Source organism: Chloroflexota bacterium (assembly GCA_009840355.1).
In the GTDB taxonomy this organism is placed as follows: domain Bacteria; phylum Chloroflexota; class Dehalococcoidia; order Lucifugimonadales; family JADFKI01; genus Bin90.
In genome coordinates this window covers 32,889-56,691 of the sequence record VXNZ01000021.1, presented here as the reverse complement: position 1 = coordinate 56,691, position 23,803 = coordinate 32,889, and the positions used below count along the sequence as shown (strand labels likewise).

The 23,803-nt window shown below is 59.3% G+C and carries 17 protein-coding genes; 13 read left to right on the top strand and 4 right to left on the bottom strand.

Annotated elements, in window-relative coordinates; genetic code table 11:
• Positions 1-6: 6 nt before the first annotated feature.
• The gene (locus F4X57_05540) at positions 7-327 is read right to left on the bottom strand and encodes a hypothetical protein (protein MYC06616.1); all 321 of its coding nucleotides are present in this window, start codon (positions 325-327) and stop codon (positions 7-9) included.
• A gap of 325 nt (positions 328-652) precedes the next feature.
• Here F4X57_05540 and F4X57_05535 point away from each other — a divergent pair, with 325 nt between their 5' ends.
• From F4X57_05535 to F4X57_05525, 3 genes are read left to right on the top strand one after another with little or no spacing between them, the layout of a single operon-like run.
• Positions 653-1,777, top strand: a complete 1,125-nt coding sequence (locus F4X57_05535; protein MYC06615.1) for an acyl-CoA dehydrogenase — start codon at positions 653-655, stop codon at positions 1,775-1,777.
• A 14-nt stretch (positions 1,778-1,791) separates the two neighbouring features.
• Entirely contained in the window at positions 1,792-2,022 is a 231-nt protein-coding gene (locus tag F4X57_05530) for a YgiT-type zinc finger protein (protein ID MYC06614.1), read from the top strand.
• The gene (locus F4X57_05525) at positions 1,970-3,157 is read left to right on the top strand and encodes an aminotransferase class I/II-fold pyridoxal phosphate-dependent enzyme (protein MYC06613.1); all 1,188 of its coding nucleotides are present in this window, start codon (positions 1,970-1,972) and stop codon (positions 3,155-3,157) included. Before F4X57_05530 ends, F4X57_05525 begins: the two co-directional genes overlap by 53 nt.
• 146 nt (positions 3,158-3,303) lie before the next feature.
• Here F4X57_05525 and F4X57_05520 read toward each other — a convergent pair whose 3' ends face one another.
• Positions 3,304-6,285, bottom strand: a complete 2,982-nt coding sequence (locus F4X57_05520) for an ABC transporter substrate-binding protein (GenBank protein MYC06612.1) — start codon at positions 6,283-6,285, stop codon at positions 3,304-3,306.
• 483 nt (positions 6,286-6,768) lie between these two features.
• Here F4X57_05520 and F4X57_05515 point away from each other — a divergent pair, with 483 nt between their 5' ends.
• From F4X57_05515 to F4X57_05490, 6 genes are all read left to right on the top strand, one after another.
• On the top strand, positions 6,769-10,416 hold the full coding sequence (locus F4X57_05515) for an FtsX-like permease family protein (protein ID MYC06611.1): 3,648 nt from the start codon (positions 6,769-6,771) through the stop codon (positions 10,414-10,416).
• Between the two features lie 68 nt (positions 10,417-10,484).
• A complete protein-coding gene (locus tag F4X57_05510) occupies positions 10,485-14,282 on the top strand; it encodes an ABC transporter permease (protein ID MYC06610.1) in 3,798 nt (1,265 codons plus the stop codon).
• 41 nt (positions 14,283-14,323) lie between these two features.
• Positions 14,324-15,217 carry an ABC transporter ATP-binding protein gene (locus F4X57_05505; GenBank protein MYC06609.1) on the top strand — a complete coding sequence of 298 codons (894 nt, stop codon included), beginning with the start codon at positions 14,324-14,326 and terminating at the stop codon, positions 15,215-15,217.
• A gap of 115 nt (positions 15,218-15,332) precedes the next feature.
• Entirely contained in the window at positions 15,333-16,046 is a 714-nt protein-coding gene (locus F4X57_05500; protein ID MYC06608.1) for an ABC transporter ATP-binding protein, read from the top strand.
• A 62-nt stretch (positions 16,047-16,108) separates the two neighbouring features.
• Positions 16,109-16,534 carry a nucleotidyltransferase gene (locus F4X57_05495; GenBank protein MYC06607.1) on the top strand — a complete coding sequence of 142 codons (426 nt, stop codon included), beginning with the start codon at positions 16,109-16,111 and terminating at the stop codon, positions 16,532-16,534.
• Complete coding sequence (locus F4X57_05490) at positions 16,521-16,823, top strand: nucleotidyltransferase domain-containing protein (GenBank protein MYC06606.1); 303 nt, start codon at positions 16,521-16,523, stop codon at positions 16,821-16,823. The genes F4X57_05495 and F4X57_05490 overlap by 14 nt, the downstream gene beginning before the upstream one ends.
• Before the next feature lie 89 nt (positions 16,824-16,912).
• On the opposite strand, the gene F4X57_05485 is transcribed toward F4X57_05490, so the two are convergent.
• A complete protein-coding gene (locus F4X57_05485; protein MYC06605.1) occupies positions 16,913-18,100 on the bottom strand; it encodes a hypothetical protein in 1,188 nt (395 codons plus the stop codon).
• Between the two features lie 186 nt (positions 18,101-18,286).
• Positions 18,287-19,366, bottom strand: coding sequence for a rhomboid family intramembrane serine protease (locus F4X57_05480; protein MYC06604.1), 1,080 nt, complete (start codon positions 19,364-19,366; stop codon positions 18,287-18,289).
• 262 nt (positions 19,367-19,628) lie between these two features.
• Between F4X57_05480 and F4X57_05475 the strand changes: the two genes are divergently transcribed.
• The 4 genes from F4X57_05475 (at position 19,629) to F4X57_05460 (ending at position 23,798) form a co-directional block, all read left to right on the top strand.
• Positions 19,629-20,513 (top strand): HAD hydrolase-like protein, encoded by an 885-nt coding sequence (locus F4X57_05475; protein ID MYC06603.1) that lies wholly within the window; start codon positions 19,629-19,631, stop codon positions 20,511-20,513.
• Positions 20,514-20,698: 185 nt separating this feature from the next.
• Entirely contained in the window at positions 20,699-21,841 is a 1,143-nt protein-coding gene (locus tag F4X57_05470; protein MYC06602.1) for an LLM class flavin-dependent oxidoreductase, read from the top strand.
• Positions 21,842-21,905: 64 nt separating this feature from the next.
• A complete protein-coding gene (locus F4X57_05465; GenBank protein ID MYC06601.1) occupies positions 21,906-22,751 on the top strand; it encodes an NUDIX domain-containing protein in 846 nt (281 codons plus the stop codon).
• A 96-nt stretch (positions 22,752-22,847) separates the two neighbouring features.
• On the top strand, positions 22,848-23,798 hold the full coding sequence (locus tag F4X57_05460; protein MYC06600.1) for a nucleoside hydrolase: 951 nt from the start codon (positions 22,848-22,850) through the stop codon (positions 23,796-23,798).
• Positions 23,799-23,803: the final 5 nt, after the last annotated feature.

The window sequence follows — 23,803 nt, the reverse complement described above, 5'->3', positions numbered from 1 at the left end:
GAGGCGTCAGGAAATCTTTGCGCTTTCGATAGTGAAGTGATCGGTGATGAGATCGCGGAAAAACGCTTCTGATTTGGCGACAGACCATCCCGAATAATTGCGGCAGTGGTCATAATCGCAGAGAGCTAGAAACAAACTCCAGAACGCACCGTAGTCGACGCCGGGAAGGTTCTCGTCCTCAAGCCTAGTAGGGATGTTGTCATACGCCCATCGGCGAAGTTCTACAATGGAGATTTCCCCATCGAAGTAACGCCGAATCCGTTCCTGAACTAAGGCTTGATTCATGTCTTCTAACCGACCTGAAGGAATTTTTGTTTCACCGACCATTATACGGGAAGCTTTCAACTCTGGGCAATTCTGGGAGCGAGCGTTAAGGGGAGAGTTTTACACACGGCTAGAACGCGATACTCATTACACTCCGGAACAGGCGCGAGAGAAGGGCTTTCGATATTGTTCTCGAAGTCAGGCTGTTCGCTATTATAACGATGTACATGAACTTATCGCTGTAGTTCATCAGGTAAGAAGCCCGGACGGCACGCTCGGAGCGAGCGGCCTGCCTGATCCTAAGTATCTCGACTTAGGCGATCAGATTCTGAAGACTAGAACCTAATCAATCAGCCGATTAAGAATCATAATCTAGGAGAAGCAAGCAATGGACCTTGGACTGAACGAAACCCAGCAGATGCTCAGGAACAGCGCGCGCGAGTTCCTGCAGGCGGAATGCCCGGACACTTATGTGCGCGAGATGGAAGAGAACGAGCGCGGCTATACGCCCGAGATGTGGCAGAAGGTCGCCGAGCAGGGCTGGCTGGGCTTGATTTTCCCCGAAGAATACGGCGGCGTCGGCCTCAGCTACCTTGACCTCTCCGTGCTGCTGGAAGAGACGGGACGCGCTCTGCTACCGGGACCGTTCTTCTCCACCGTAGTGATGGGCGGTATGGCGATTATGGACGCCGGCTCCGACGCGCAGAAGCAAGAGTTGCTGCCGCAGATTAGCGACGGGCAGCACATCGTGACTCTCGCGCTCACCGAGCCTAGCGCGCGCTGGGATGCCGAAGGCGTGCAGACGACCGCCACGCAGAGCGACGATGGCTGGGTATTAAACGGCGTAAAGCTATTCGTGCCGAACGCCCATGTCGCCGACACATTCGTGGTCGCGGCTCGCACCGGCGAAGGCGAGCAGGACATCACCCTGTTCCTGGTACCGCGCGGCGCTGACGGCGTGAGCCAGACGCTGCTGAAGACCATCGCATCCGACAGGCAGTCCGAGTTGGCATTCGACAATGTGAGCGTGCCTGCGTCCGCAGTGTTGGGCGAGGTCAACGGCGGCTGGAACACCATCGAGAAGGTTCTCGCATGGGGCGCCATCGGCAAGTGCGCAGAGATGGTCGGCGGCGCGGAGCAGGTGCTCGACATGACCGTCGAATACGCCAAGCAGCGCACGCAGTTCGGCAGGCCCATCGGCACATTCCAAGCGATACAGCACCACTGCGCGAACATGGCGACCGATGTCGAAGGCTCGCGCTACATCACCTATCAGGCTGCGTGGCGGCTGTCCGAAGGCGAGGACGCGACGCAGGAAGTCGCAATGGCGAAGGCATGGGTCAGCGACGCGTACCGCCGCATCTGCGCGCTTGGACACCAGTGCCACGGCGCGATCGGCTTCACCAAAGAGCACAACATGCAGCTATATTCGCGGCGCGCGAAGGCTGCGGAACTCGCATTCGGCGACACCGATTTCCATCTGGAAGTCGTGGCGGACAACATCGGGCTGTAACGCGGAAAAATGCTATGGATTGCACCATTCCGGGCTGTACCGGCAAGTATGAATCGCAGTACATCGTGCACACATACAGGCACGGCGAGCGAATCGTCTTGTTCGACAACGTGCCGGCGGAAGTCTGCGCGACCTGTGGCGATACGCTGCTGAGCTCCATAGCGATGCAGCGTATCGAGAACATGCTGCGGAATGGCTCGAAGCCGACAGGCGTTGTGCCGCTGTACGACTTCCTGTCGCAGTGAATGCTGTCCAGTGAACATCGAGACAAGCGCGGCGCGCGCAAGCCATCACATCGACCCTGAATCGGGCGCGATTCTTACGCCGATACAGCCATCGACGACATTCGAGCGCGCGCCTGACGGCGAATATCCCGGCGGCTACATCTATTCTCGCACGGGCAATCCGAACCGCGAGCAGCTTGAAAACACACTGACAACCCTCGAAGGCGGTGCGATGTGCGCCGCCTTTTCGTCAGGGTCAGCTGCGAGCGCGGCGGTCTTTCAGGCGCTCGCCGGCGGCGACCATGCTATCGCGCCGAACGACTGCTATCACGGCACCCGCGCTCTGCTGCGCGATGTGTTCGCGCGATGGGGCTTGCAAGTCTCGTTCGTGGACTTCACGGACGCAGCGCAGGTGCAAGCCGCCACATTGCCGAACACGCGCCTAATCTGGGCGGAAACGCCGTCCAACCCGATGCTGAAGGTTACGGACATACGGCGCATCGCAGACATAGCGCACGACGCCGGCGCCGTGTTCTCGTGCGACAACACATGGGCAACGCCAATGCTGCAACGCCCGATTGAGCTGGGCGCGGACTTGGTGGTGCACTCCACGACGAAGTACATATCCGGCCACAGCGATGTCATGGGCGGCGCGGTGGTATCGGCGCGCGACGACGCATTCTTCGGCAATGTGCGGCAGGTGCAGGTGACATACGGCGCGACGCCGTCCGCGTTCGACTGCTGGTTGACTTTGCGCGGCATTCGCACGCTGCACCTCCGTATGCGCGCTCACTGTGAGAACGCGCGGGCAGTCGCAGCATACCTCGCAGAGCATCCGCGAGTCGAAGCCGTGCACTATCCGGGGCTTGCCGCGCCTGCGGAGAAGGCAGTCGCGGCGGCGCAAATGTCGGAATTCGGCGGAATGCTGTCGTTCCAAGTCGTAGGCGGACGGCGGCAGGCGATGGAAGTTGCGGCAAAACTGCGGCTATTCACGCGCGCCACAAGCCTCGGCGGCACGGAAAGCCTGATAGAGCACCGCGCCTCGGTCGAGGGACCTGACACGCAGACGCCGGACAACCTGCTGCGCGTGTCGGTAGGCATCGAGCATATGGACGATCTGCTGGCGGACATGGCGCAGGCGTTGGGCGGAAACTAACAGGATGTACAGGATAGAGTGGTAGGCGCGGAGGGCGCAGGACTTTTGATGTCCCGCGCCCTTTTTTGCCCCCATCTCCTGCCTTCGCAGGGGCAGGCTCTAACCTTCCCCCATCAAAGGGAAAGGAACTTGTGAAATCGTCTTATCTAGTCGATGAATCCGAAGAGTTCAGCCGCGCGGTTTGAACTCTGCGCGCTACCTATCCCGATTCGGTCGGCAACGCTATCGGCGATGGCTTCGACATCGTCGATCGGCGCGTAGTCATGAGTGTCGAGCAGGTAGTAGGTAACCGAGCTGACGATGATGGAGTCGGCGTTCAGGAATCTAACCTCGGTCGCCGTGAACTCAAGCGCATCCGAATCGCTCTCGACTTCGTATCGATACCTGAATGCCAGCATGTCGTCGCCGATGTACGACGGGAATACCTGTTCATGATCAAGGACTTCAAAGTTTGAGCCCAATTGCTGCATAGCCGTTGAGTAGTTTAAGGAGTTCCACCGCGCGTTTTCGATGCTGTCGTATTGAATTGCGCCGCAAGCAATGGCAGCGACAACGCCATTGATCCAGGAAGTGCTGTGCCATCCGATTACGCCCCAGTAGCCCGGGTCGGCGGAACGGAAACTATTGGCATCGACAAGGAGGAAGCCGCTGAGATTGGCGTTGGCGATGTCGTCTTCGTTGCAGACGGCGGCTTCGAGGGTTGAAGGTGGGGTTGGTCGGGGCGGCGGCGCGACTGTCCCGCTGAAGATCACGGTCAGCTCGAACGTGCCCTCCGTGTTCGGGTCGAATGTGGTCGCCTCGATGGTGTGGTCACCGGCGCCAAGCGATGCCGTTATGCACGAGTCGTATTGTTCGAGGCAGGAAGCGTCGGCGCAAGCTTCGGTATTGACGAGTGTGGCGTGGTCGTCGTTTTCGTGCGATACTCTGCCGTCCCTGTCCGCACCTGCAAGCAAGTAGAGGTATGTGTCCGCGCTCGATTCCAGCGTTATGGTTACCTCAGCTTGCTCGCTCAGGGTGAGTGTATAGTAGCGTGAGTAGTGGTTTGGAGACCTGTTTTCAGAGGCGCAATCGTCTGCCCATTTGCCGTTCACTACGCCGTCGTCAGGTAGCTGCTCTACGCACTGGTCGTCGGGGGTTGGCGCACTTCGTGCAGGCGGAACACCGTTTTCAAAGTACCATTGCTCCGGGAAGCCAGTGTTCGGCGTTCTCAGAGGCCAGTCGTTGGCGGCGGTGTCCGGGACATTATTGAGATTGTTCTTCTTGACGATAACGCCCTGCACCATCGGCGACAGCCCGACGATGCCGATGTTGTACTGGTTCTCGACTATGGTCCTGTAGATTCCCTTGCCCAGCGCGTTACGCTCTGCTTCGGGCAGGCTGGGACCGCGCCTGTGCATCTCCAGCAGGTCTATCGATTCTTGCAGGCACGGGTAGGCATATTCATCATTGGCGTCTATCAACCACAGCCCACAACCCGGCGCGTGGAAATTGCCAATGCCCTCGGGCGCGCGAAGGTTTATGGAGCTGAAGGTGAAGCCCGATGTGAACTCGTTCCACACCATCACAGCCCATTCGTTCGTCTGCCAGCGTGTGAAGTGCTGGCTGCGCGTGGTCACGTTCACATCGGCCTTGACGCCGACAGCCTCCCAAGCACGCCCGACGACCTGCGCGGCGTCCGGCCACGTGCCGAATGCGTCAGTGACGGTGATGCTCATCACAATGCGCTCGCCATCGTTCAGGCGGAAGCCCTCTCGATCCTTGTCAGGGAATACGCTGTCAAGCAAGGCATTCGCCGCATCGGGGTCGTATTCGGTGCGGAGTCTTGCGATGTCGTCGCCCGGATAGTGTGGGTGACCAGGCGGGGGCACACTCTGCCGAATCTCGCCAAGCCCCAAGAACTGGATTTCTTGGATTGCGCTCCTATCGATAGCAAGAGACAGCGCCTGTCGGAACTCCTTAGTCCGGATAGCGTCGCCCGTAGGACCGGGCAGGCTCATGTTGAAGAAGAACGCGACATCCGAGCCTGCGAAGGCGGGCCAGGTCAGAACTTCATAGTCGCTGTCGGCTTCTCCTTGTTTCAGTATCGTGTACTGGTCTAGCTGGATGTGCCGACCCTGCATGTCAACATCGCCCTGTACCGCCATCAGCGTGCCAAGCTCGATACCATCCACCAGCGTCAACTGAATGTCGTCAAGGTACGGAAGCTGGTTGCCGGCCGGGTCAACAGCCCAGAAGTACGGGTTGCGCTCTGCTCTGACTACCCGGTCGCCCAGGGGATTGGCGTACTTCCATGGTGCGATGGTGGGCTTTTCAGGGTTCAAGTTGTACTGGGTCTTAAAGTCGTAGTATTGCGTCCAGCTCTCGAACTCCGCAGCCTCGGCATTTGCCCGGGCATCCGGGTTGTATTTCGCATGGAACTGCTTCATGTAGTGCGAAGGCGCCCAAGGCACGTTCTTCGTCGAGCCGTAGCAAGCCTCGTCCGCCTGCGCCACTATCTCCAGAAACAGGAAGTTCGGCACAGGGAACTTGAACATAACTGTGGTGTCGTCCACCTTATGTATCGAGCCTACCTCAGCGCCAATCTTCAGGAAGAATGGCGGATTCGGATTCAGCTCTTCGTTCAGAATCACATCTTCGTACTGATACACGAAGTCGTCCGCAGTGAAGTCGTCACCGTCAGACCACTTCATCCCCTCGCGCAGAAAGAATGTCCACTCCCTACCGTCGTCCGAGACCTCCCACCATCTGGCAACCGACGGGATGAGCGAGAAGCCATCCTGTGAGTAGCGGACGAGCGACGCCCTCGAAAGACGGAAGAAGTTGCAGCCGTCGGCGGGACCTAGGTAGAAACGCCTGAGTGTGCCGCCGTATTTCCCGATGCCGTCCTCCAGCGTCGGGATAACCATGGGCTCGGATGGCAGACGCTCCCAGACCGGCGGAAGCTCGCCGGCCGCGACTTTGGCGGCGAGGTCGGGAGATTCACCATAAGCGCTGGGCGTCGTCTGTGGTTGCTGAGCGCTGGCGGTAGGCGGATTTGAGGACGCCAAGAACAACAGTGTCATAGCTAGAATGACGGCAAGAAGAGTTAAGGCAGTGCTAGAGTTTATATACGCAAGAGTATTTCGCATTAGGTCCGTTCCTTCGGCAGAATTGGGCCACGGTGTCGGGGCTGATAATGTCAATAATCAAAGGATGTTAGATAATACCATTCTTCTATGTCACAATGTGGTAACTTTATTGTGAAGTTATATGACTTCTTGTGACTGTAATTGCCTCAGCCAACACCGAATCGGATTCTGAGTTGTGGGCTGGGGTGTGGACTGCTCTGCATTTCAAACTGAGACGCTGAAGATTTAACAAATCCGTCTTTCCGTTCGGGTAGGGGCGAGCGGAAAGAGCCGCGATCTTGATCTGCGAAATCGTCTTGTTGATGGGAGAAAGCACGGGGGTTGCGATTATGTGCTACTATGGCGTTGCGGGTGTCGAAGGCGCTTCAGCCATCATATTGAGTTGAAAGCTTCAAGCGTGTGCCTGCCCTTGATGCAAGGATTTTAGATTCCTCACTTCGCTCGGAACGACAGGTGTGGGTGTTCGGAATGACAATATAGGTAATGCGTTCTTTTTCGACTTTCGGGTACATCGCGAAGCGATTCAGCTCCGACTGGAAGCTTCTGCTCAGCATCTTTGCAGGCATCATCATAGCGTCCACACTGGTTGCGGGCGCGCCCGTGTATCTGAACTCGCTGGCGCGTCTCACGCTCAACACTTCCATCGACCGCTCCTCCATCCTCTTCCTGAACATCTTCGCCTACGCGCCGAACATTCCCCTGAACGAAGAGCGCCTGAATGTCACCGACGCCGAGATAGACAGGCTCATCGAAGATAACATCTCGGACTTCTATGTGAGCCGCGAGCGCTTTCTCAAGGGCAGCACGATGCTCGTTGGCACGCCTTGGCGTCCGCTTGCCAATGCCGATGTTGATCTCGTGTCGCGCGGCTATCTGCAATACTTGTCCAATGTGGAACACCATGTCGATTTCACATCCGGTCGCGCGTACACGGACACGGTTACGCCGGTCGGTGACGGTCTGCATGTCGAAGTGCTGATTGGCGCGACTCCGGCGAATGTGTTCGACCTGCAAGTGGGCGACACGCTTGAACTACGCCCTTCGCTCGGCAGCGATGTGGCGATTTTCGCCGAAGTCGTCGGTCTGATAGATCCTACCGACCCCACCGAAGACTACTGGCAGCAGAACGCGAATGTGTTCATGGAACCCGCGCCGCTGGAAGAAATCCCCGATGTGGGCATCGAGGTCGATCCCGAAGAGCCGCCCATCGCGATGTTCGTAACGCGGCAGGCGCTGTTGGACAGCCTCGGCGAGGCGTACCCCGGCAGCCTGGTATCTTCGTCGTGGTTCATCTTTGTGGATAAGGCGCCGCTCAAGCGCATTCGCCCGGAAGACTTGCGCACGCGCATCGACAATCTGGAAAACGGCATGGCGGTGCAGATGCAAGGCAGCGCCGTGTTCACGGGCATCACCGCGCTGCTTGACCGCTTTGAACGGCGCAGCTTCTTCACGAGCATTCCGCTGCTGCTGCTGCTGACAATCATGGTCATCACGGTGCTGTACTACATGTCTATGATGGTGTCATATCTGGTGCAAAGCCGCGAGGACGATGTCGCGCTGCTGCGAAGCCGCGGCGTGAGCATGGCGCAGCTGGTGCGCCTGTACTCCATCGAAGGGCTGGTGATAACGGCGGTCGCCGTCATAATCGCGCCGCTGCTTGCCATGGGTGTCATCGCCATATCGGGCAAGCTGCCGTACTTCACGGAAATCACGGGCGGCGACTTGCTGCCCGTCAACTGGCGATGGACGCCGTTCTTAGTCGCTGCCGGAGTGGGCGCGCTTAGCCTTGTGATATTCGTCGTGCCAAGCGTCATCGGCGCGCGCACCGGGCTTATCATCCACAAACTGCGCTCGTCCCGCCCGCCCGAAGTGCCGTTCTTCCAACGATACTACCTCGACATCATGGTACTCGCTATCGGCGGGCTGGTCTTCTGGGAGCTGAACGCGCGCGGGCAGCTGGTAAGCGGCGGTCTGTTCAGCGGCATCGAAATAAACGAGGCGCTGCTGTTCGCGCCCGTGCTGCTGCTGACGCTTGTCGCGCTGGTTTTCATGCGCTTCTTCCCTCTGTTCGTGCGCTTCATTAGCGGCGAATCTCCCGGCTTGGTACACCTGTATGTGTGGGTCATAACCGCGGCGCTCGCGGCTACTCTCGCGTTGGACGGCATGCGGCAGGGCGACCTTACAGGCGCGATTCTGCCAATCTGCATTGCGCTTGCGGGCGCGGGCGCGTACTGGGCGACGCAGCGCGCCGGGCGGGTTCGCAGCACGCTGTACGGCTTTGCCGCGCAACTCGTCGTCATCGCCGCTCTTATATATTTCTACCCGCCGACGGACGGCACGGTCGCCTACCTGCCCACGCTCGGCTTCGCCGCGATAATAGCGCTGCAGCTGCTTTTCTACGGGCTGGTACTGCTGTCGCAAAGGTCGCCCGTGTGGGTGTCGCTGAGCCTGTGGCACATGGCGCGCAACCCGCTGCAATACAGCTGGCTGGTGCTGCTGTTGGTGATGGTAACCGGACTCGCGGTGCTCGCCACGACGGTCGGAGGCACGCTCAATAGGAGCTACCAAGAGCGCATACTCTACGACACGGCAGCGGACATGCGCGTGTCCAACATACCCGGCTTTATCGCGCGCAGCGTTGACGGGCTGCGCGACCGCTACCTTACCATCCCCGGCGTAACTGCTGTGTCGCTGGCGTGGCGTGACCGCGGCACGCTTGGCGCGAACTACTCGGGCAACACTTTCCGCATGCTCGGCGTGGAATCGGACGATTTCCACTATCACGCGTGGTACAGAGACGATTTCTCTCGCAGTTCGCTGCCGGAAGTGATGCGCGCGCTTAGCCCGCTCACCGTCAGCGAGTCCATCGACCTGCCTGACGATACCGAAGGCATAGGCGTCTGGGTTAAGCCTGCGGAAGTGTATCCGAACATGTTCATGTGGCTAGTATTGCAAGACGCGGACGGCGTGTTGGACACCGTGTCGTTCGGCAATATGGGGCCCCCGGAATGGCACTTGCGCACGCTGCGAGTGCCGCCGCGACTCAAGCGTCCGTTGCAATTGGCGTCCATTCAGATATACGAGCCGGTCTTCGGTCCCGCCGGCACGGCGGGCAACATCCGCATCGACGACCTGCACGCCATCCGGCGCAACGGCACAACGCAGGTGCTGGAAGACTTTGAGGACAGCCGCTCCACATGGCTGCCGCTCGCCACTTCGACAATATCTTCGGACTCGCTGGCGTACGCGAGAGACGATGTGTTCGAGGGTGAGCAGACCGGGATGTTCTCATTCGGCAAGGACACGGACAACGGACTGCGCGGCATATACCGCAGTCCGAGTGGAGGTCCTGTGCCGGTTGTTGCGAGCAACTCGTTCTTGCGGACATCCGGCGCGCGCATCGGAGACGCACTCATCGTGGAGCTGAAGGGACGCTTTGTGCCGGTGCAAGTGCGCGATTCCGTTGACTTCTTCCCCACGCTCAATCCCGCCGGCGCCGGCTTCCTGATTGCCGACATGGAAACGCTGGTCCGCCATATCAACATCCTCAGCCCGGCGGTCGTGGCGTCTCCCAACGAGATGTTCATCGAAAAGGCGTCCGGCGCGGGTACATCGGTACGCGATGTGGTAACGCGGCTTGTCGGGCGCGATCTTGTGCACGACCGCGAGACGCAGTTGGATCAGGTGCGGCTAGACCCGCTCATCACCGCAGGCTGGCAGGCGATGGTGCTGCTCGCGATGATTATCATCGTCTTCACCGCAGGGCTAGGCTACATAACATACCTGCTCGCGTTCGCCAATCGCAGCCGCAACGAGATGGGCTTCTTGCAGTCTGTCGGGCTGTCGTCGCGGCAGATGGCGGGCTTGCTGATGCTCGAACACTTCATCATCGTGGCGGTGGGCATAGGCTTGGGCACGGGCGCGGGCTGGCTAATGAGCGACCTTATGGTATCATCGGTTGCGGTTACCGAGAACGGCAGGGAAGTGATACCGCCGTTCATACTGGAAACCGACCTGCGCTTCCTCATAGCGCTGTACGCCGTGCTAATCGGCATATTCGCCTTAGCCGTTTATCGCCTAACCCGCAGCATGCGCAACCTAGACTTCCACGCCATATCACGGCTGGAATAGCAATACCGCCTAGCCGCTCCCGGCTGACAGACTGATAGACTGACCCACTGAACGACTGACTGACTAACATGCGCGCAGCACTTTCAGCAATAATCGCGGCCTGGCCAATGGTGGCTAAGCGCAGCCTGTCGCACTGGCGGCTGCTGTCCACGGTCGTCATTGGCGTGCTGCTGTCGTCCACGGTGATGGCGGGCACGGTCATCTACTTCGACGCGCTGCGCGAACTTGCGCTCAAGAACTCGCTCAATCAGGTAGAGCCGCTGCAGCTTGACATATTGCTGAAGGCTGAGCGCGGTCCGACCACGGTCGAAGAATACGGGAGGGTCGCCGATGCGATGACCTACCAGTACGAAGGGCGGCTCAACTGGCTGTTCCAAGATGTGCAACGCAGCGCGAAGACCGCGACATTCTACCTAACCGTGCCGGGCAACGAAGAGAACGCGGGCAGGGATGACGCGCGCGCGTTCTTTACTTTCAACCCGCGCCTGACGGACAACATCACGCTGCTGCCCGGCGGCAGATTCCCCAACGAACAGCCCATCGAACTCGCCGGCGCGCCGCTCGCACTCGAAGCGCTGGTGCCGGCGGACGCAGCCGAAATGTTCGGCGTTGGCGTTGGCGATAATATATCCGCCGTTCCATACTGGCGCGACCGCACTCCATACACCAGCGTTGTCATCAGCGGCATATTCGAGCGCAATGACCCGAACTCGGAGTTCTGGCATCAGCACGACACGCTGTTCAGGTCAATCACTTCCGGATCATTCCGCACGATGCCGTTCTTCGTCTCCGAGCAGATGTTTTTCAACATACTCGGCGCGAACTTCACCGATATGGACTCGTCGTACGCGTGGCATTTGGACACCGACCGCGATAGGCTGAACGCGGGGAACACCACGATAACGCACCTGCAAGTGCGCACGATGCGCTCGCAGCTCGCCACGAACCTGTTCGGATTTCGTCAGCTGACAACGCTCGATTCCACGCTCGCCGACTACGACAGGCGGCTGTTCTTCAGCAAGATCCCTATGTTCGTGGTGATGGTGCTTATAGCGGTTGTCATTATCTACTATGTCGTAACGCTGTCGTCGCTGCTAGTCGAACAGCAGCGCGGTGAACTAGCGCTGCTGCGCAGCCGCGGCGCAAGCTCCGGGCAAATACTCGTCGTGTTCATATTGGAGGGCGCGACGATCTCGCTTATTGCCATAGTGGTCGCGCCGCTGCTTGCCGCGTCTATAATCAGCCTGATGGGATTCACGCCCGCCTTCGCAGACCTGAGCGGCGGCGAACGGCTAAATGTGTTCATCACAAGAGGCGCGTATCTGATGAGCGGGCTGGGCGGACTGTTCAGCTTTGCGGCGCTGCTCATACCCGCAGTGCGCGCGTCTCGCATCGGCGTTACGCGGCACAGGCAGCAATCCGCGCGTCCCACGGGCCCGCCGTTCTACCAGCGCTTCTACCTCGACGTAATGCTGCTGGTGATTAGCATCTTCCTGTTCCGCCAACTGCACGATCAGGGCTCAGTGGTAGCGACCGGGCTGTTCGGTACGGTCGCGGTCAATCAGGCGCTGCTCGCCGTGCCTGCGCTGATACTCGTCGCGTTCGCCGTGTCGCTGCTGCGGCTATTCCCCCTATCCATCCGCTACATCAGCGGAGATTCGCCTAATCTAATGCACCTCATTGTCGGCGTGGCGGCTGCCGTGCAAGCGGCGACCATCATATTCGGCAGCGCAAATGGTGGCGCAAATGGTGGCGAATGGGACTGGACGGCGCGCGGCATATCTCTGGGTATAGTGGCGCTTATGACCGCGATGTACGCCGCGACGGAACGCCTGCGAGACGGCAGACTGCGCGCGATAGGACTTGCCGCGCAGTTCGTCCTGATTGCCGCGCTGGTGCTCAGCCCCGCGACCGTGCCTGTGCTTGAGTTCCTCGCGTACAACAACGGCAGCACGGCGATAACGCCCGGCATCGTGGGTGGTGTGCTGCTGGTAAGCGTGTCGGCAGGCGTGAATTTCTTCGTGCCGCTGCCGCTCGGTCTGATATTCTTGGCGTTTGCGGCGTTCGCGCAGAGAGCGCCGGTCGGTTTCTCTATGGGAATGTGGCAGATGGCGCGCAACCCCACGCACTACGCGCGGATGTCGCTGCTGCTCATCCTGATGGCGGGCTTGGGCATATTCGCCGCGAGTTTCGGCGGTACGCTGGAGCGCAGCTTCAGAGAGCAGGCGCAGTACGCTACCGGCGCAGACATCCGCGTGGAAGGGCTGACTGTCAACAGCCGCGGCAGCAGCGTCCCGCTCGTTGAGACATACGAGAACATCGAGCTGGTAGATGAGGCGTCGCCCGTCGTGAAGGCGTTCGGCACGGACTTGTCGAAATTGCTGGGCGAAAGTTACACAATGGTCGCGGTGGACGGCGATACGCTCAACCGCGTGGGCTGGTTCCGCGGCGACTTCTCGGAACGCCCGATGTCGCAGTTGCTCACGCAGCTCGACCACGCCAACCCGCCCATCGGCATTGACCTGCCAGTAGATTCGCGCGGCATTGGAATTCGCGTCAAGCCGGATAGACCGCGTGAAAGCCTGGCGCTGTCCATCCGCATCAAAGACGCCAACGACAGGTACTTCACCTATGTGATGGGACTGCTTGGCGGCAATGGCGACTGGCTGACGCTTGAGCGCGGACTTGCGCGAGGCACGAACTTCCGCCGCTTCATACCGCTACAGCCCACGCAGCCGCTGACGATGGTCTCGCTCGCGATACACGACACAAACTCGCGTGGCAGACTGCGCGCCGGCAACATCACCATCGACGAAATCTGGGTGCGCGACGGCTCAAACCGCGTAACCGTACTCGAAGACTTCGATGCCGTATCAGACTGGACGGTGCTGCGCGGCGCGCGCGAGTCCATCACAGACATCCTGCAGCCCGTGAGCGCCGGCGACAACGGCGAGGCAGAACAAGGCGCGGCGCAGTTCATCTGGTCGGAAGGTCCCCCGCTCACTGGACGCGGCATATACCACGGTCCGGAGGCAAGCCCGCTGCCCGTGCTGGCGAGCCGTTCGTTCCTGTCGGACACCGGACACAGCGTCGGCGAGGAGTTCACGGTCTCGATTTCAGGACACCGCACGCCGATACGCATCATAGATTCGTTCGAATACTTCCCGACGCTCGACACCGTTGGCAAGCGATACCTCGTCGCCGATGTCGCGTCTGTCGTGCGCTACACGAACCTAGAGCCGACATCCGCCGAAATTAAGCCCAACGAGATGTGGCTGCGCACGACATCCGATACGATTTCCGGCGCGGCGGGCAACGGTTATGACCGGGCGATGCTGGTGGCTGACATGCGCGACAACGGCGAGCCGTTCCAGAGCAGGGCGGTGTACGACCGCGCGGAAGCGCTGGAAGAGGCTACGGTCGATCCGCTGGTGCAGGCTGGCTGGCGTGCGCTGCTGTTCATGGCATTCGGCGCGGTGCTGATACTGAGCTGCCTCGGCTTCCTGGTGCATTCGTATGTGTCGTTCCGCGAGCGCGAGATGCAGTTCGGTCTGATGCGCACGGTCGGCTTTTCCATGCGGCAGCTGGTAACGCTGGTCTGGCTGGAGCAGGCGATAGTCATCGGTGCGGGCATGGCGCTCGGCGCGGAGATGGGACGGCGGCTCGGCGCGATAATCATGCCGTTCCTGAGCCACAACGAGCGCGGCACACAGGTGCTGCCGCCCTTCGTGCTGGAAATCGACTGGGGCACGCTGGCAATCACCTACGGCTTCATGATCCTAGTGTTCACCGCAATAATACTGGGCATGATTTGGTTCATCCGCCGCATCTCCCTGCAAAGGATATTGAGGCTGGGCGAGCTTTAGTCTGATACAGACATCGATGTACAGCACAAAAGGAAAAATACATGACCTACGCAAACCGAGAAGCGTATATCGTCTGCGAAGACCTGTTCAAGATATACAAGATTGCCGATCTGGAAGTGGTGGCGCTGCGTGGGCTTGACCTGAATGTGCAGCGCAGCGAGGTGGTGGCAATCGTAGGTGCGAGCGGCAGCGGCAAGAGCACGCTGCTGAACATCCTCGCCGGCTATGATTCGCCGTCGGCCGGGCGTGTGAGCGTGGGAGACAAAGACCTGCTGCGAATGACGCCGAACGAAACAGAATTGTACAGGCGCGACGAAGTGGGGTTCATCTGGCAGCAGACGAGCCGCAATATGTTCCCGTATCTGACCGCCGTGGAAAATGTCGCGCTGCCGATGATGCTGACCTTTACATCGCCCGGCGAGCGCAGAAAGCGCGCTGAAGAACTGCTCGAACTCGTCGGGCTAGGACATCGCATGGGGCACACGCCCGAGAAGTTGAGCGGAGGTGAGCAGCAGCGCGTCGCCATCGCAGTCGCGCTCGCCAATCACCCGCCTCTGCTGTTAGCAGACGAGCCTACCGGCGAACTCGACGACAACACCGCCGCCGAAATACTCGACCTGTTCGGCGAGATTAACCGCGAACTGGACACCACGATTCTAATCGTTACGCACGACCCGGACATCGCGTACAAGGTCGGGCGCGTGGTGATGATTCGCGATGGCAAAATGGCGACGGAAGTGCGCCGCAGGGTAACATTCCAGCGACTGTCCGGCGCCGCATCCACCGACGACCCGCTCGAAGAGTTCATCTTGGTGGACGGCAGCGGCAGGGTGCAGATTCCGCGCGACATCATCGACCGCCTGAAAATCGGCGAACGCGCACGTATCGACACCCAAGACGGCATGGTTACGCTGACACCGGACGATGTGCAATAGGGACTTTTGTTATCAGTTATCAGTGGTCAGCGCGGACATTTCCGAATAAGACGACTGATTGCCGATAACTGAAAACTGAAGACAAAAAACTGACAACCAATCAGGAGCAAGGCAGTTGAGCAGAGTACAGAGACTACTGGCAGCCGTTGATGTGGAGCGCAGATACGACTTAGACTCGGAAGAGGTGCACGCGCTGCGAGGCGTGAATCTGAACGTGTTCCCCGGTCAGTTCATTGCGGTCGTGGGCAGGTCCGGCTCCGGCAAAACATCGCTGTTGAACATCATGGCAGGCTTGGACAAGCCCAGCGACGGCAAGGTGCTGTTCGAAGAGCAAGACCTTGCCGAGATGAGCGAGCAAGAGTTGACCGACTTGCGCCGCCATCGCATCGGGTTCATATTCCAATCGTTCGGGCTGCTGCCCCTGCTGTCCGCGTTCGAGAACGTGGAATTGCCACTGCGAATTCGCGGCATGAACGCCGGCGAACGCGCCGAGCGCACCAAGGAGGCGTTGGACATTGTGGGGCTATGGACACGTTCGCGGCATCGTCCATACGAACTATCCGGCGGCGAACAGCAGCGCGTAGCCATCGCGCGAGCCATCGTCATCCGCCCATCGCTAATCCTCGCGGACGAACCCACCGGCGAACTAGACTCCAACAACGCGCACGCAATCTTCGGCCTGTTCAAAGACATGGTGATAAAGCAGGGAATCAGCGTGGTCTCCGCCACCCACGACTCGACGCTGCTATCCATGGCAGACGAAGTAAAAGAAATCCGCGACGGGCAGCTCCTAGAGCAAGCCGAAATAGGCTTGCGCTTCCGAGACTGACGACGGCTGACATCACGGCTAACATCGATGGACAGAATGGGGAAGATATGGGGTTGCTATAAGTGAGCCAAGAAATACGCTGGAAATATCGCTTCGACAACTATTCACGTGCGTACGCTCTACTTCGAGAGGCGCTTGAGGATGGCGTCGAGCCGTTGAACCAACTCGAACTTGAAGGAGTTGTTCAGCGATTTGAATTTACCTTTGAATTGTCTTGGAACCTCCTGAAAGATCGATTGCAATATGATGGCGTTATAATACCAACTCTCACTCCTCGTAATGTAATCCGTGCGGCTTGTAATGCTGAGTTGATTGACGAATGCGAAGATTGGATAGACATGCTGATAGATCGTAATAAAATGTCGCATACTTACGATCTTGAAAGTTTCAAGGAGGTGGTAGATAACATATTCTCACGGTACCTTGCTCTATTTGACGCTCTTTATCAGAAGCTAATGTTAGAGAGGTTGAAGAATGAACACCCCTGACTTACCAGATCGAACTGTGCAAATGTTGACAGATTTATTCTCTTCGTATCCCGAATTGAAGGAAGTCAGACTGTACGGCTCGCGAGCAACGGGCAATGCGAAGCCGCGCTCGGACATCGATCTTGCCACTATTGGAATCATGGACGTACATCGACTTGGTAGGCTCGCGCTTGACCTCGAAGACATGCCAATCCCACAAAAATGCGACCTGACGGCATACGAAAGCATCCGATACAAGCCGTTCAAGCGGCACATCGATACTTATGGCATCACGATTTACCAGAAGTGACATGCTGCGGTATTTTTGCCTTCCACTCCGCGTGAAGGCTATGATGGAGCATTAGTATGAAGTGTGATGTGCCGATTTGAAGAGTCGCCCTACGCCATCGGCCGGACATTCTCAACATCTAGCAATGTCGCGCCGTAGCTTTCGAGGGAGCTGTCGCTGACCATGAAGTGCTGCGCGGCGGCGTTGATGTTGCGCAGGCAGCGTTGCAGTATATTGCTACGGTGTATCGCCGAGCCGCCTTCGTAACGGAACGCCGTCGTCGCCACATCCACCGAGACCTGCGTCACATACGCGGACACGGCGCGCATCTCGGATTGTACATTCGCATCCGGCACTTCGCCCGCGCAGCAGATTGCGTAGGCGCGCTCGAAGACATCGTGCGCCAGCATCCGCGCGGCACGCAGCCGCATGTCGCACACGCCTATGTCCCCGCGAAACGCCTCGCGGTCCGCGAGCGATGCCGTTGGTGGGTTGCCGCGCTTCTTGAACGGCGCCTTGTACATTATCTCGTCGAGCGCCCGCCTTGCGATGCCAAGCGCTACGCCGGAGTGTTCGTTCGCCACGAAGCCGGGCCTGCCCATGCGGTAAATCCCGCCACCGCGCTTTGGCTCCCAAAGCGCCGTCTCCCACACGAACGCATCCGGCACGAACAGGTTCTCCACCGAGATGTCGTTGCTGCCGCTGCCTTCCAACCCCATCACCTGCCAGTTGTCGTGGATGCGCCCCTCTGACACGGGATAGACCAGCGTAACGCCCGTCTCCTCGGTGTTGCCTCGCGCGGGAATGCTCGCGCCCGCCGTCATCCACTCGGCGTGCCGCACGCCACTCGCGAAGGGCCACCTGCCGCTGAGCATATATCCGCCATCGACCGGAATCGCCTTGCCCGTGAGCGCGGTGGATGTCGCGGCGGTGGGAATGCGCCCGCCCGGGAACATTTCCGGCACCGCGTCTTCGCTGATGAACGCGCCCGGTCTGCCGATGGCGGTCGCGCCAATCATCAGACACCATCCGGCAGCCGCATCGATGTACGCAAGCTCTTCGATGATTTCGATCTGCGTAACCGGGTCTGCCTCCGCGCCGCCGAGCGCCATCGGCAGCTTCAGCGTGAACAATCCCTCATCTCGCACCGCATCAACGGCATCCGGCGCAAGCGTGCCCAGCCGCTCCGACTCATCGGCAGACGCCGCCACGCGCTCGCGTATCGCATCTACGGCATCCAGCAAATACTGCCGCTTCTCATCGCGCTCCGTGGGAAACTTCGGAAGTGTCATGCCCATACTCTACCATGAATTTCGCAACACAGCGCAAGGCTGATACGATTTCACAAATCCCTAATGTTGTCGTTCCGAACGCAGCGAGGAATCTAAAATCATCACACGTAAATCTGTTTCCGACGATGAGAGAGGATAGGTTGGGAGTGAAAGAATCGCTGACCGCTTGTCGCAGACGCAGCCATCCCAAACTCACCGCAGCGACACGAGGAACGATACCGCGTCCTGGCGCTGGTCAGGTGGCAGTCCGAGGCGCAGCGAGGCGCTGATGTCGGAGCGCGCTTGGTCGGTTGCGCCGATTCGTGCCATTATCTTGCCGCGCGTATAGTATGCGCTGCCGCTGAGCGAGTCCAATTCCACCGCGCGCTCGGCGTGCTCTAATGCGCCCATTACGTCGCCGTCCTGCAGCAGGCGTTCCGCGCGGACGACGAATATCTGCGACTGCTGTGTGTCGGATACATCCGTGCCGGTGTACCAGATGAACGCTACGAGAAATGCAGCGAACGCGGGCACGGCAAGCCAGCGCGCGCCGAGCGGCAGCTGCGCGACGATGCGGCGTATTGTGCCGAACGGCGTTTCGACGATTTCATACATGTACCGTGGCGCGAGCGCCAAGCCCATCACGAAGCCGCCCGCAAGCCCGCCGAAGTGCGCCCAGTTATCGATGTTGGGGATTAGCAGCCCGATGACGAGGTTGATGGCGGCGATGGTGGCGATACCCGTGAGATTGCGCCTGCCCATCTCGCCTAGCGTGTCGCGGTGCACGATGAAGTACGCGGCGAGCGCGCCCAGAATGCCGAATATCGCGCCGCTCGCTCCCACGCCAATCGCCGTCTTGTTGAACATATAACTGAGCGCACCGCCGGCCAGCCCTGCCAGCAGGTAGATGACTGTGAAGCGCACATTGCCGTACACCCCTTCGACTAACCTGCCGAATATGAAAAGCGCGAAGCAGTTGAACAGCAGGTGAATGATGTTGGCGTGCAAGAACATCGCGGTGAAAAAGCGCCAGTACTCGCCGGTTGCGATGAGCGGCCCGAACATCGCGCCAAAGCGCAGCAGCACGTCCACATCCTGGTTGAACGAGCCGCTCGCGAGCTGAATAATCAGCCAAACGCCGATATTGATGGCGAGAAATATCCATGTGATGACAACAACGCCATCCGCGCCGGGCATCGTAAGTCCCGCGCCGAAGCCCGCTTGCTCTCGCCGCTCTCGCTCTGCCCCGTCTTCGCGCTGAGGCTGCTCGTCGTCCTGCTCGAACCTGTTCATCGTCCGCCCTTGTCGCGCTGCAATGCCACGCCGCGCTGCCGTTCCTACGAAATAGTCCTAATTTCACGATAGCACCGGCGCACTACAGGTTCAAGCGCGCAGCGTCCGATGCGGTTACTTTCCCCGCTACTGAAATAATGCCGAATCTCAAAGTCCCTTCCCCTCGCGGAAAGGTCATGCTAGAGGCAATTAACAGGGTGGACAGGATAGTCAGTATGATTGGTCTATCGTTGCCCGGACGGAATCGCCTTACTAACTGGCAATGTCTAGGATAAGCCGCCACGCACGCTGTACAATACCTCCTGCTATGGATGTGCGCGAAATAACGATAGACGAGTTGGTGGAGCGGTATTCCGTGCTGCTGTTCGACGCCTTTGGTGTGCTGTCGTATTCGGTCGGCGCGCTGCCCGGCGCGGCGGCGCTCATCGACCGGCTGAACCGAGTTGGCAAACCGTACTATGTGCTGACAAACGACTCCTCCGCGCTGCCGGAAAGACGCGCGGCACGGTGTCGCAGCGAAGGCTTGAATGTCGATGCGGCGCGGATTATCACTTCGGGCGGGTTGTTGACCGGATACTTCGCGGCGAACGACTTGCGAGGCTCCAACTGCGCGGTGCTTGGTACCGTGGACAGCGCCGAATTTGTGCGCCGCGCTGGTGGCATCGTCGTGGATGCCGCTGACGAATTCGATGTGCTTGTCGTCGGCGACCAGGATGGCTTTCCGTTCGTGGACGGCGTGAACGCGGCGCTGACTACGCTATTCCGAATGATCGACGGCGGTGATACGCCGCGCCTAGTGCTGCCCAATCCTGACATCGTATTCCCGGACGACGACGGCTTCGGTATGGCGAGCGGCAGTGTCGCGCTGATAATCGAATCCGCATTAGAGCAGCGATACCCGGACCGCGCAGAGTTGCAATTCGACAGGCTTGGCAAACCCAACGGCGCAATCTTTGCCGAGGCGCACGCCCGCTCCGGCACGATGGACATGGTGATGCTCGGCGACACGCTGGAAACGGACATACGCGGCGCAAATAGCTTCGGCATCGAATCCGCGCTAGTAGCCGGCGGCGTAACCCCCGTTGCCAAAATCGCCGCGTCCGAGGATATGCCGACATATTGGATTAGAGACTTGCAATCGCGGTAAGTCCACGATTGCCATTCCGAGCGAAGCAAACTACGCATAGTTCGCAATGACACGTCCGCTTTCTGATATTATTGCGTGGTGAATTTGCCAGCGATCGCGCTTGGCAGAAAACGCTATCAGCGAAACGCTGCGTAACAAACTTTGCGAATGAACTATTGGACTAAGACATCACAAGGACTTGTTGGATGATTAAGAATTTTTCGGTGCTGTATGTGGGCAATATCGACCTAGACGATGTGGGCAGCGGCGGCACGCCCTCGGACGAAAGGCGCTATCCTAACGAACGGCTGACAGAGAGCATGGAAACCGCAGAGCAGGTCGCGGGACTGATGGACGAGCTCGGCTTTTACGCTCTGTGGATGGCGGAGCACCACTTCCAGCGCGAAGGATACGAGACGATTCCGAATCTCATACTGATGGGGACGCATTTGGCGGGCAAGACCGAGCGTTTGAAGTTCGGCTGCGCATTCAACATCGTGCCGATGTGGCATCCGGTGCGGCTCGCCGAAGACTACGCGATGGCGGACATCCTGACGAACGGACGCATCATATTCGGCGTCGGACGCGGGTATCACAGCCGCGAGGTCGAGTCGTTCGGCGCGCCCGTCATCGACAACGACGCCAACCGCGCGCTCTTCGAGGAGCAGATGGATGTCATATTCAAGGCGTTCAACGAAGAGTCGTTTTCGCACAAGGGCAAGCACTTCACCATCCCGCCGGAAGTCGAATATCGCGGCTACGACCTGCAAGAAGTTACGCTCGTGCCGCGACCAAAGCACCTGCCCGTGCAGATGTGGCAGCCCATCGTAAGCGGACGCACCATAGATTTCATCGCGCGCAACGGCATCAACGGCGTAGTCGGGCTGACCGGCGAGACGCTCGTCGAAGGTATTTTCGAGCAGTACAAAGATGCCAATGCCAAGTACGGCCGCGACCTCGAATTGGGGGAGAACCTCGCGCTCGAAGTGGGCTTCTACATCGCGGACGGCCGCCAAGAAGCGATGGACAAGTTGCGACCGTATCACGACGAGCGCTACAAATGGTTCGCGCCATTCGGCTTTGTGCGCTATGCCGACGAGCAAGGGCGCGTGTGGGGAACGCCCGGTGCGCCCGCACGGACGCCGCATATCGAAGACGGCGTGCAGCAGCGCGCGTGGATATGCGGCACCGCCGAAGAGTTCGTCGAGTTCCTGCGCGAGCTAGAGGCAAAATACCCCGGCTTGGAGCACATAATGCTGCACTGGGCAGAAGGCATGCCGCGCGCCGAGTTCATGGAGCAGCTGCGCCTCTTCGCGGAGGGCGTAATGCCTGAATTCGTGGGAAGATGATGCGTGGGACCGTGATGCATGGGAACATGATAATGGCGCGGGAGAGGCATCCGGCCGTGATTTGATGCGCCCCGCCAACCGGACGCAAATTACACATGAAGTAGAAGGAATTATTATGAGCACACTCGAAGGCAGTCCAAACCCATTCGGCGGCTTTGTGGTGAATCCGGGGGCGCTGCCGGTGGATTCGTCTCGGTTCAGGCGGCGGCTGGCAGATGCGATGGACGACTGGCAGGATGTCGGCTACAAAGTTGCATGGCTGGAAGTTCCGGTCGCCAACGCTGCGCTGGTGCCAATCGCGGCTGAGGCGGGCTTCCGTTACCACCACGCTGGCGAAGACTATGTGATGATGACGCTGCAGATCGAGAAGGGCGCGTACATTCCACCGCACGCCACGCACTACATCGGCGCGGGCGGCGTGGTGCTGAGCGAAGATAGGCAGCTGCTAGTCGTGTCCGAGCGGCATCAGATTCGTCCACGCAGCGGGCCGTCGTACAAGCTGCCCGGCGGCGCGCTCGTACAAGGTGAGCATTTGGCGGATGGCGTGGTTCGCGAAGTGCTCGAAGAGACGGGCGTGCGAACGCGCTTTGAGGCGATGGTGTGCTTGCGTCACTGGCATGGGTACAGGTACGGGAAGTCTGACATCTATTTTGTGTGCAGGCTGTCGCCGCTCAGCACTGAGATAACGATGCAGGAGGAGGAGCTGGAGGCGGCGCTTTGGATGCCGGTGGACGAGTATTTGGCGGCGGATACGGTGCATCTGTTCAACAAGACCATCGTGTCAGCGGCGCTGAACTCGGAAGGTGTGTCGCCGGGATTCATCGAAGGCTACGGCGACCGTCAGCAGTTCGAATTCTTCCTGCCAAAGACCATCATGCCCGAAGGCGTAGAATACGAAGAGACGCCGTAGTAAGTCTGTGAGTGTGGCAGTTTTTCAGTCTGTCAGCAAGGTGGTACGATAAGCCCACTACGAACGGGAATGATTTGCGAAGATTAGAGGTTTGAGATGGCACAGGCAAAGCGGGTGATAATTGACGCCGACCCGGGTATTGACGACACGGCGGCTATTCTGATGGCGTTGGCGAGCGACAAGTTGCAAGTGGAAGCAATTACTACGGTGCATGGCAACGCATCAGTGGAGCAATGCACGGTGAACGCGCTGCGGATACTGGAAGCAGCCGGACGCACTGATATTCCGGTGTATCAAGGCGTGGGGCGGACACTGACCTATCAGGTGCCGACTTACGCGTCCCATATTCACGGCGACGACGGTATCGGAAATATCGAATGGCCCCTGCCAATCAAGAGCCTTCGGGTGAGGCATGCCGTACCCGAACTCATCGACCGCGTGCTGACGGCACCGGGCGAACTAACGATAATGGCTATTGGCCGGCAGACCAATGTCGCGCTCGCTATGAGCATCGAGCCTCGCTTTGCCGAGTGCGTCGGCGAGATTGTGGTGATGGGTGGAGCGCTCTTCCAGCCGGGCAATGTAACCCCGCTGGCGACCGCAAACATCGCAGGCGACCCGGAGGCTGCTGACGCCGTGTATCGATCGGGCGCGCGTGTTACGCAGGTCGGCTTGGACGTGTGCAACCAGGTGGAAGTGTCGGGCGCGCAGCAACAGCGCGTTTGGGATGCCGGAACGCCCGCGACGAATTTGCTGCAGCAGGCGACGCGCTTCATCAACCGCGCTTATAAGAACGACAACCGCCTGCACAACCCGGATGGCGTGCAATACTCCGACCTCAGCCCGATGGCGTATGCGATCGCGCCCGAGCTATTTGGCTTGCGCGATATGCATGTGCGAGTAGAAACGCAGGGCGAATTCGCGCGCGGCTTCACGGTGGCGGACCTGCGCAAGAACTCGACCGCCAAGCCGAATGTGTCCGTAGCCATGGAAGTGGATGCCCCCGCCGTCACCGAGCTGTGGACAAACCTGGTCAGCACGATTTAGGCGCG

What these genes read in the sequence shown, in the direction of transcription:
- F4X57_05470 (MYC06602.1), top strand. Translation starts at nt 20,699, where the DNA reads ATGATTAAGAATTTTTCGGTGCTGTATGTGGGCAATATCGACCTAGAC.
- F4X57_05505 (MYC06609.1), top strand. Translation starts at nt 14,324, where the DNA reads ATGACCTACGCAAACCGAGAAGCGTATATCGTCTGCGAAGACCTGTTC.
- F4X57_05530 (MYC06614.1), top strand. Translation starts at nt 1,792, where the DNA reads ATGGATTGCACCATTCCGGGCTGTACCGGCAAGTATGAATCGCAGTAC.
- F4X57_05490 (MYC06606.1), top strand. Translation starts at nt 16,521, where the DNA reads ATGAACACCCCTGACTTACCAGATCGAACTGTGCAAATGTTGACAGAT.
- F4X57_05480 (MYC06604.1), bottom strand. Translation starts at nt 19,366, where the DNA reads ATGAACAGGTTCGAGCAGGACGACGAGCAGCCTCAGCGCGAAGACGGG.
- F4X57_05465 (MYC06601.1), top strand. Translation starts at nt 21,906, where the DNA reads ATGCGCCCCGCCAACCGGACGCAAATTACACATGAAGTAGAAGGAATT.
- F4X57_05520 (MYC06612.1), bottom strand. Translation starts at nt 6,285, where the DNA reads ATGCGAAATACTCTTGCGTATATAAACTCTAGCACTGCCTTAACTCTT.
- F4X57_05510 (MYC06610.1), top strand. Translation starts at nt 10,485, where the DNA reads ATGCGCGCAGCACTTTCAGCAATAATCGCGGCCTGGCCAATGGTGGCT.
- F4X57_05475 (MYC06603.1), top strand. Translation starts at nt 19,629, where the DNA reads ATGTCTAGGATAAGCCGCCACGCACGCTGTACAATACCTCCTGCTATG.
- F4X57_05485 (MYC06605.1), bottom strand. Translation starts at nt 18,100, where the DNA reads ATGGGCATGACACTTCCGAAGTTTCCCACGGAGCGCGATGAGAAGCGG.
- F4X57_05540 (MYC06616.1), bottom strand. Translation starts at nt 327, where the DNA reads ATGGTCGGTGAAACAAAAATTCCTTCAGGTCGGTTAGAAGACATGAAT.
- F4X57_05535 (MYC06615.1), top strand. Translation starts at nt 653, where the DNA reads ATGGACCTTGGACTGAACGAAACCCAGCAGATGCTCAGGAACAGCGCG.
- F4X57_05515 (MYC06611.1), top strand. Translation starts at nt 6,769, where the DNA reads ATGCGTTCTTTTTCGACTTTCGGGTACATCGCGAAGCGATTCAGCTCC.
- F4X57_05460 (MYC06600.1), top strand. Translation starts at nt 22,848, where the DNA reads ATGGCACAGGCAAAGCGGGTGATAATTGACGCCGACCCGGGTATTGAC.
- F4X57_05525 (MYC06613.1), top strand. Translation starts at nt 1,970, where the DNA reads ATGGCTCGAAGCCGACAGGCGTTGTGCCGCTGTACGACTTCCTGTCGC.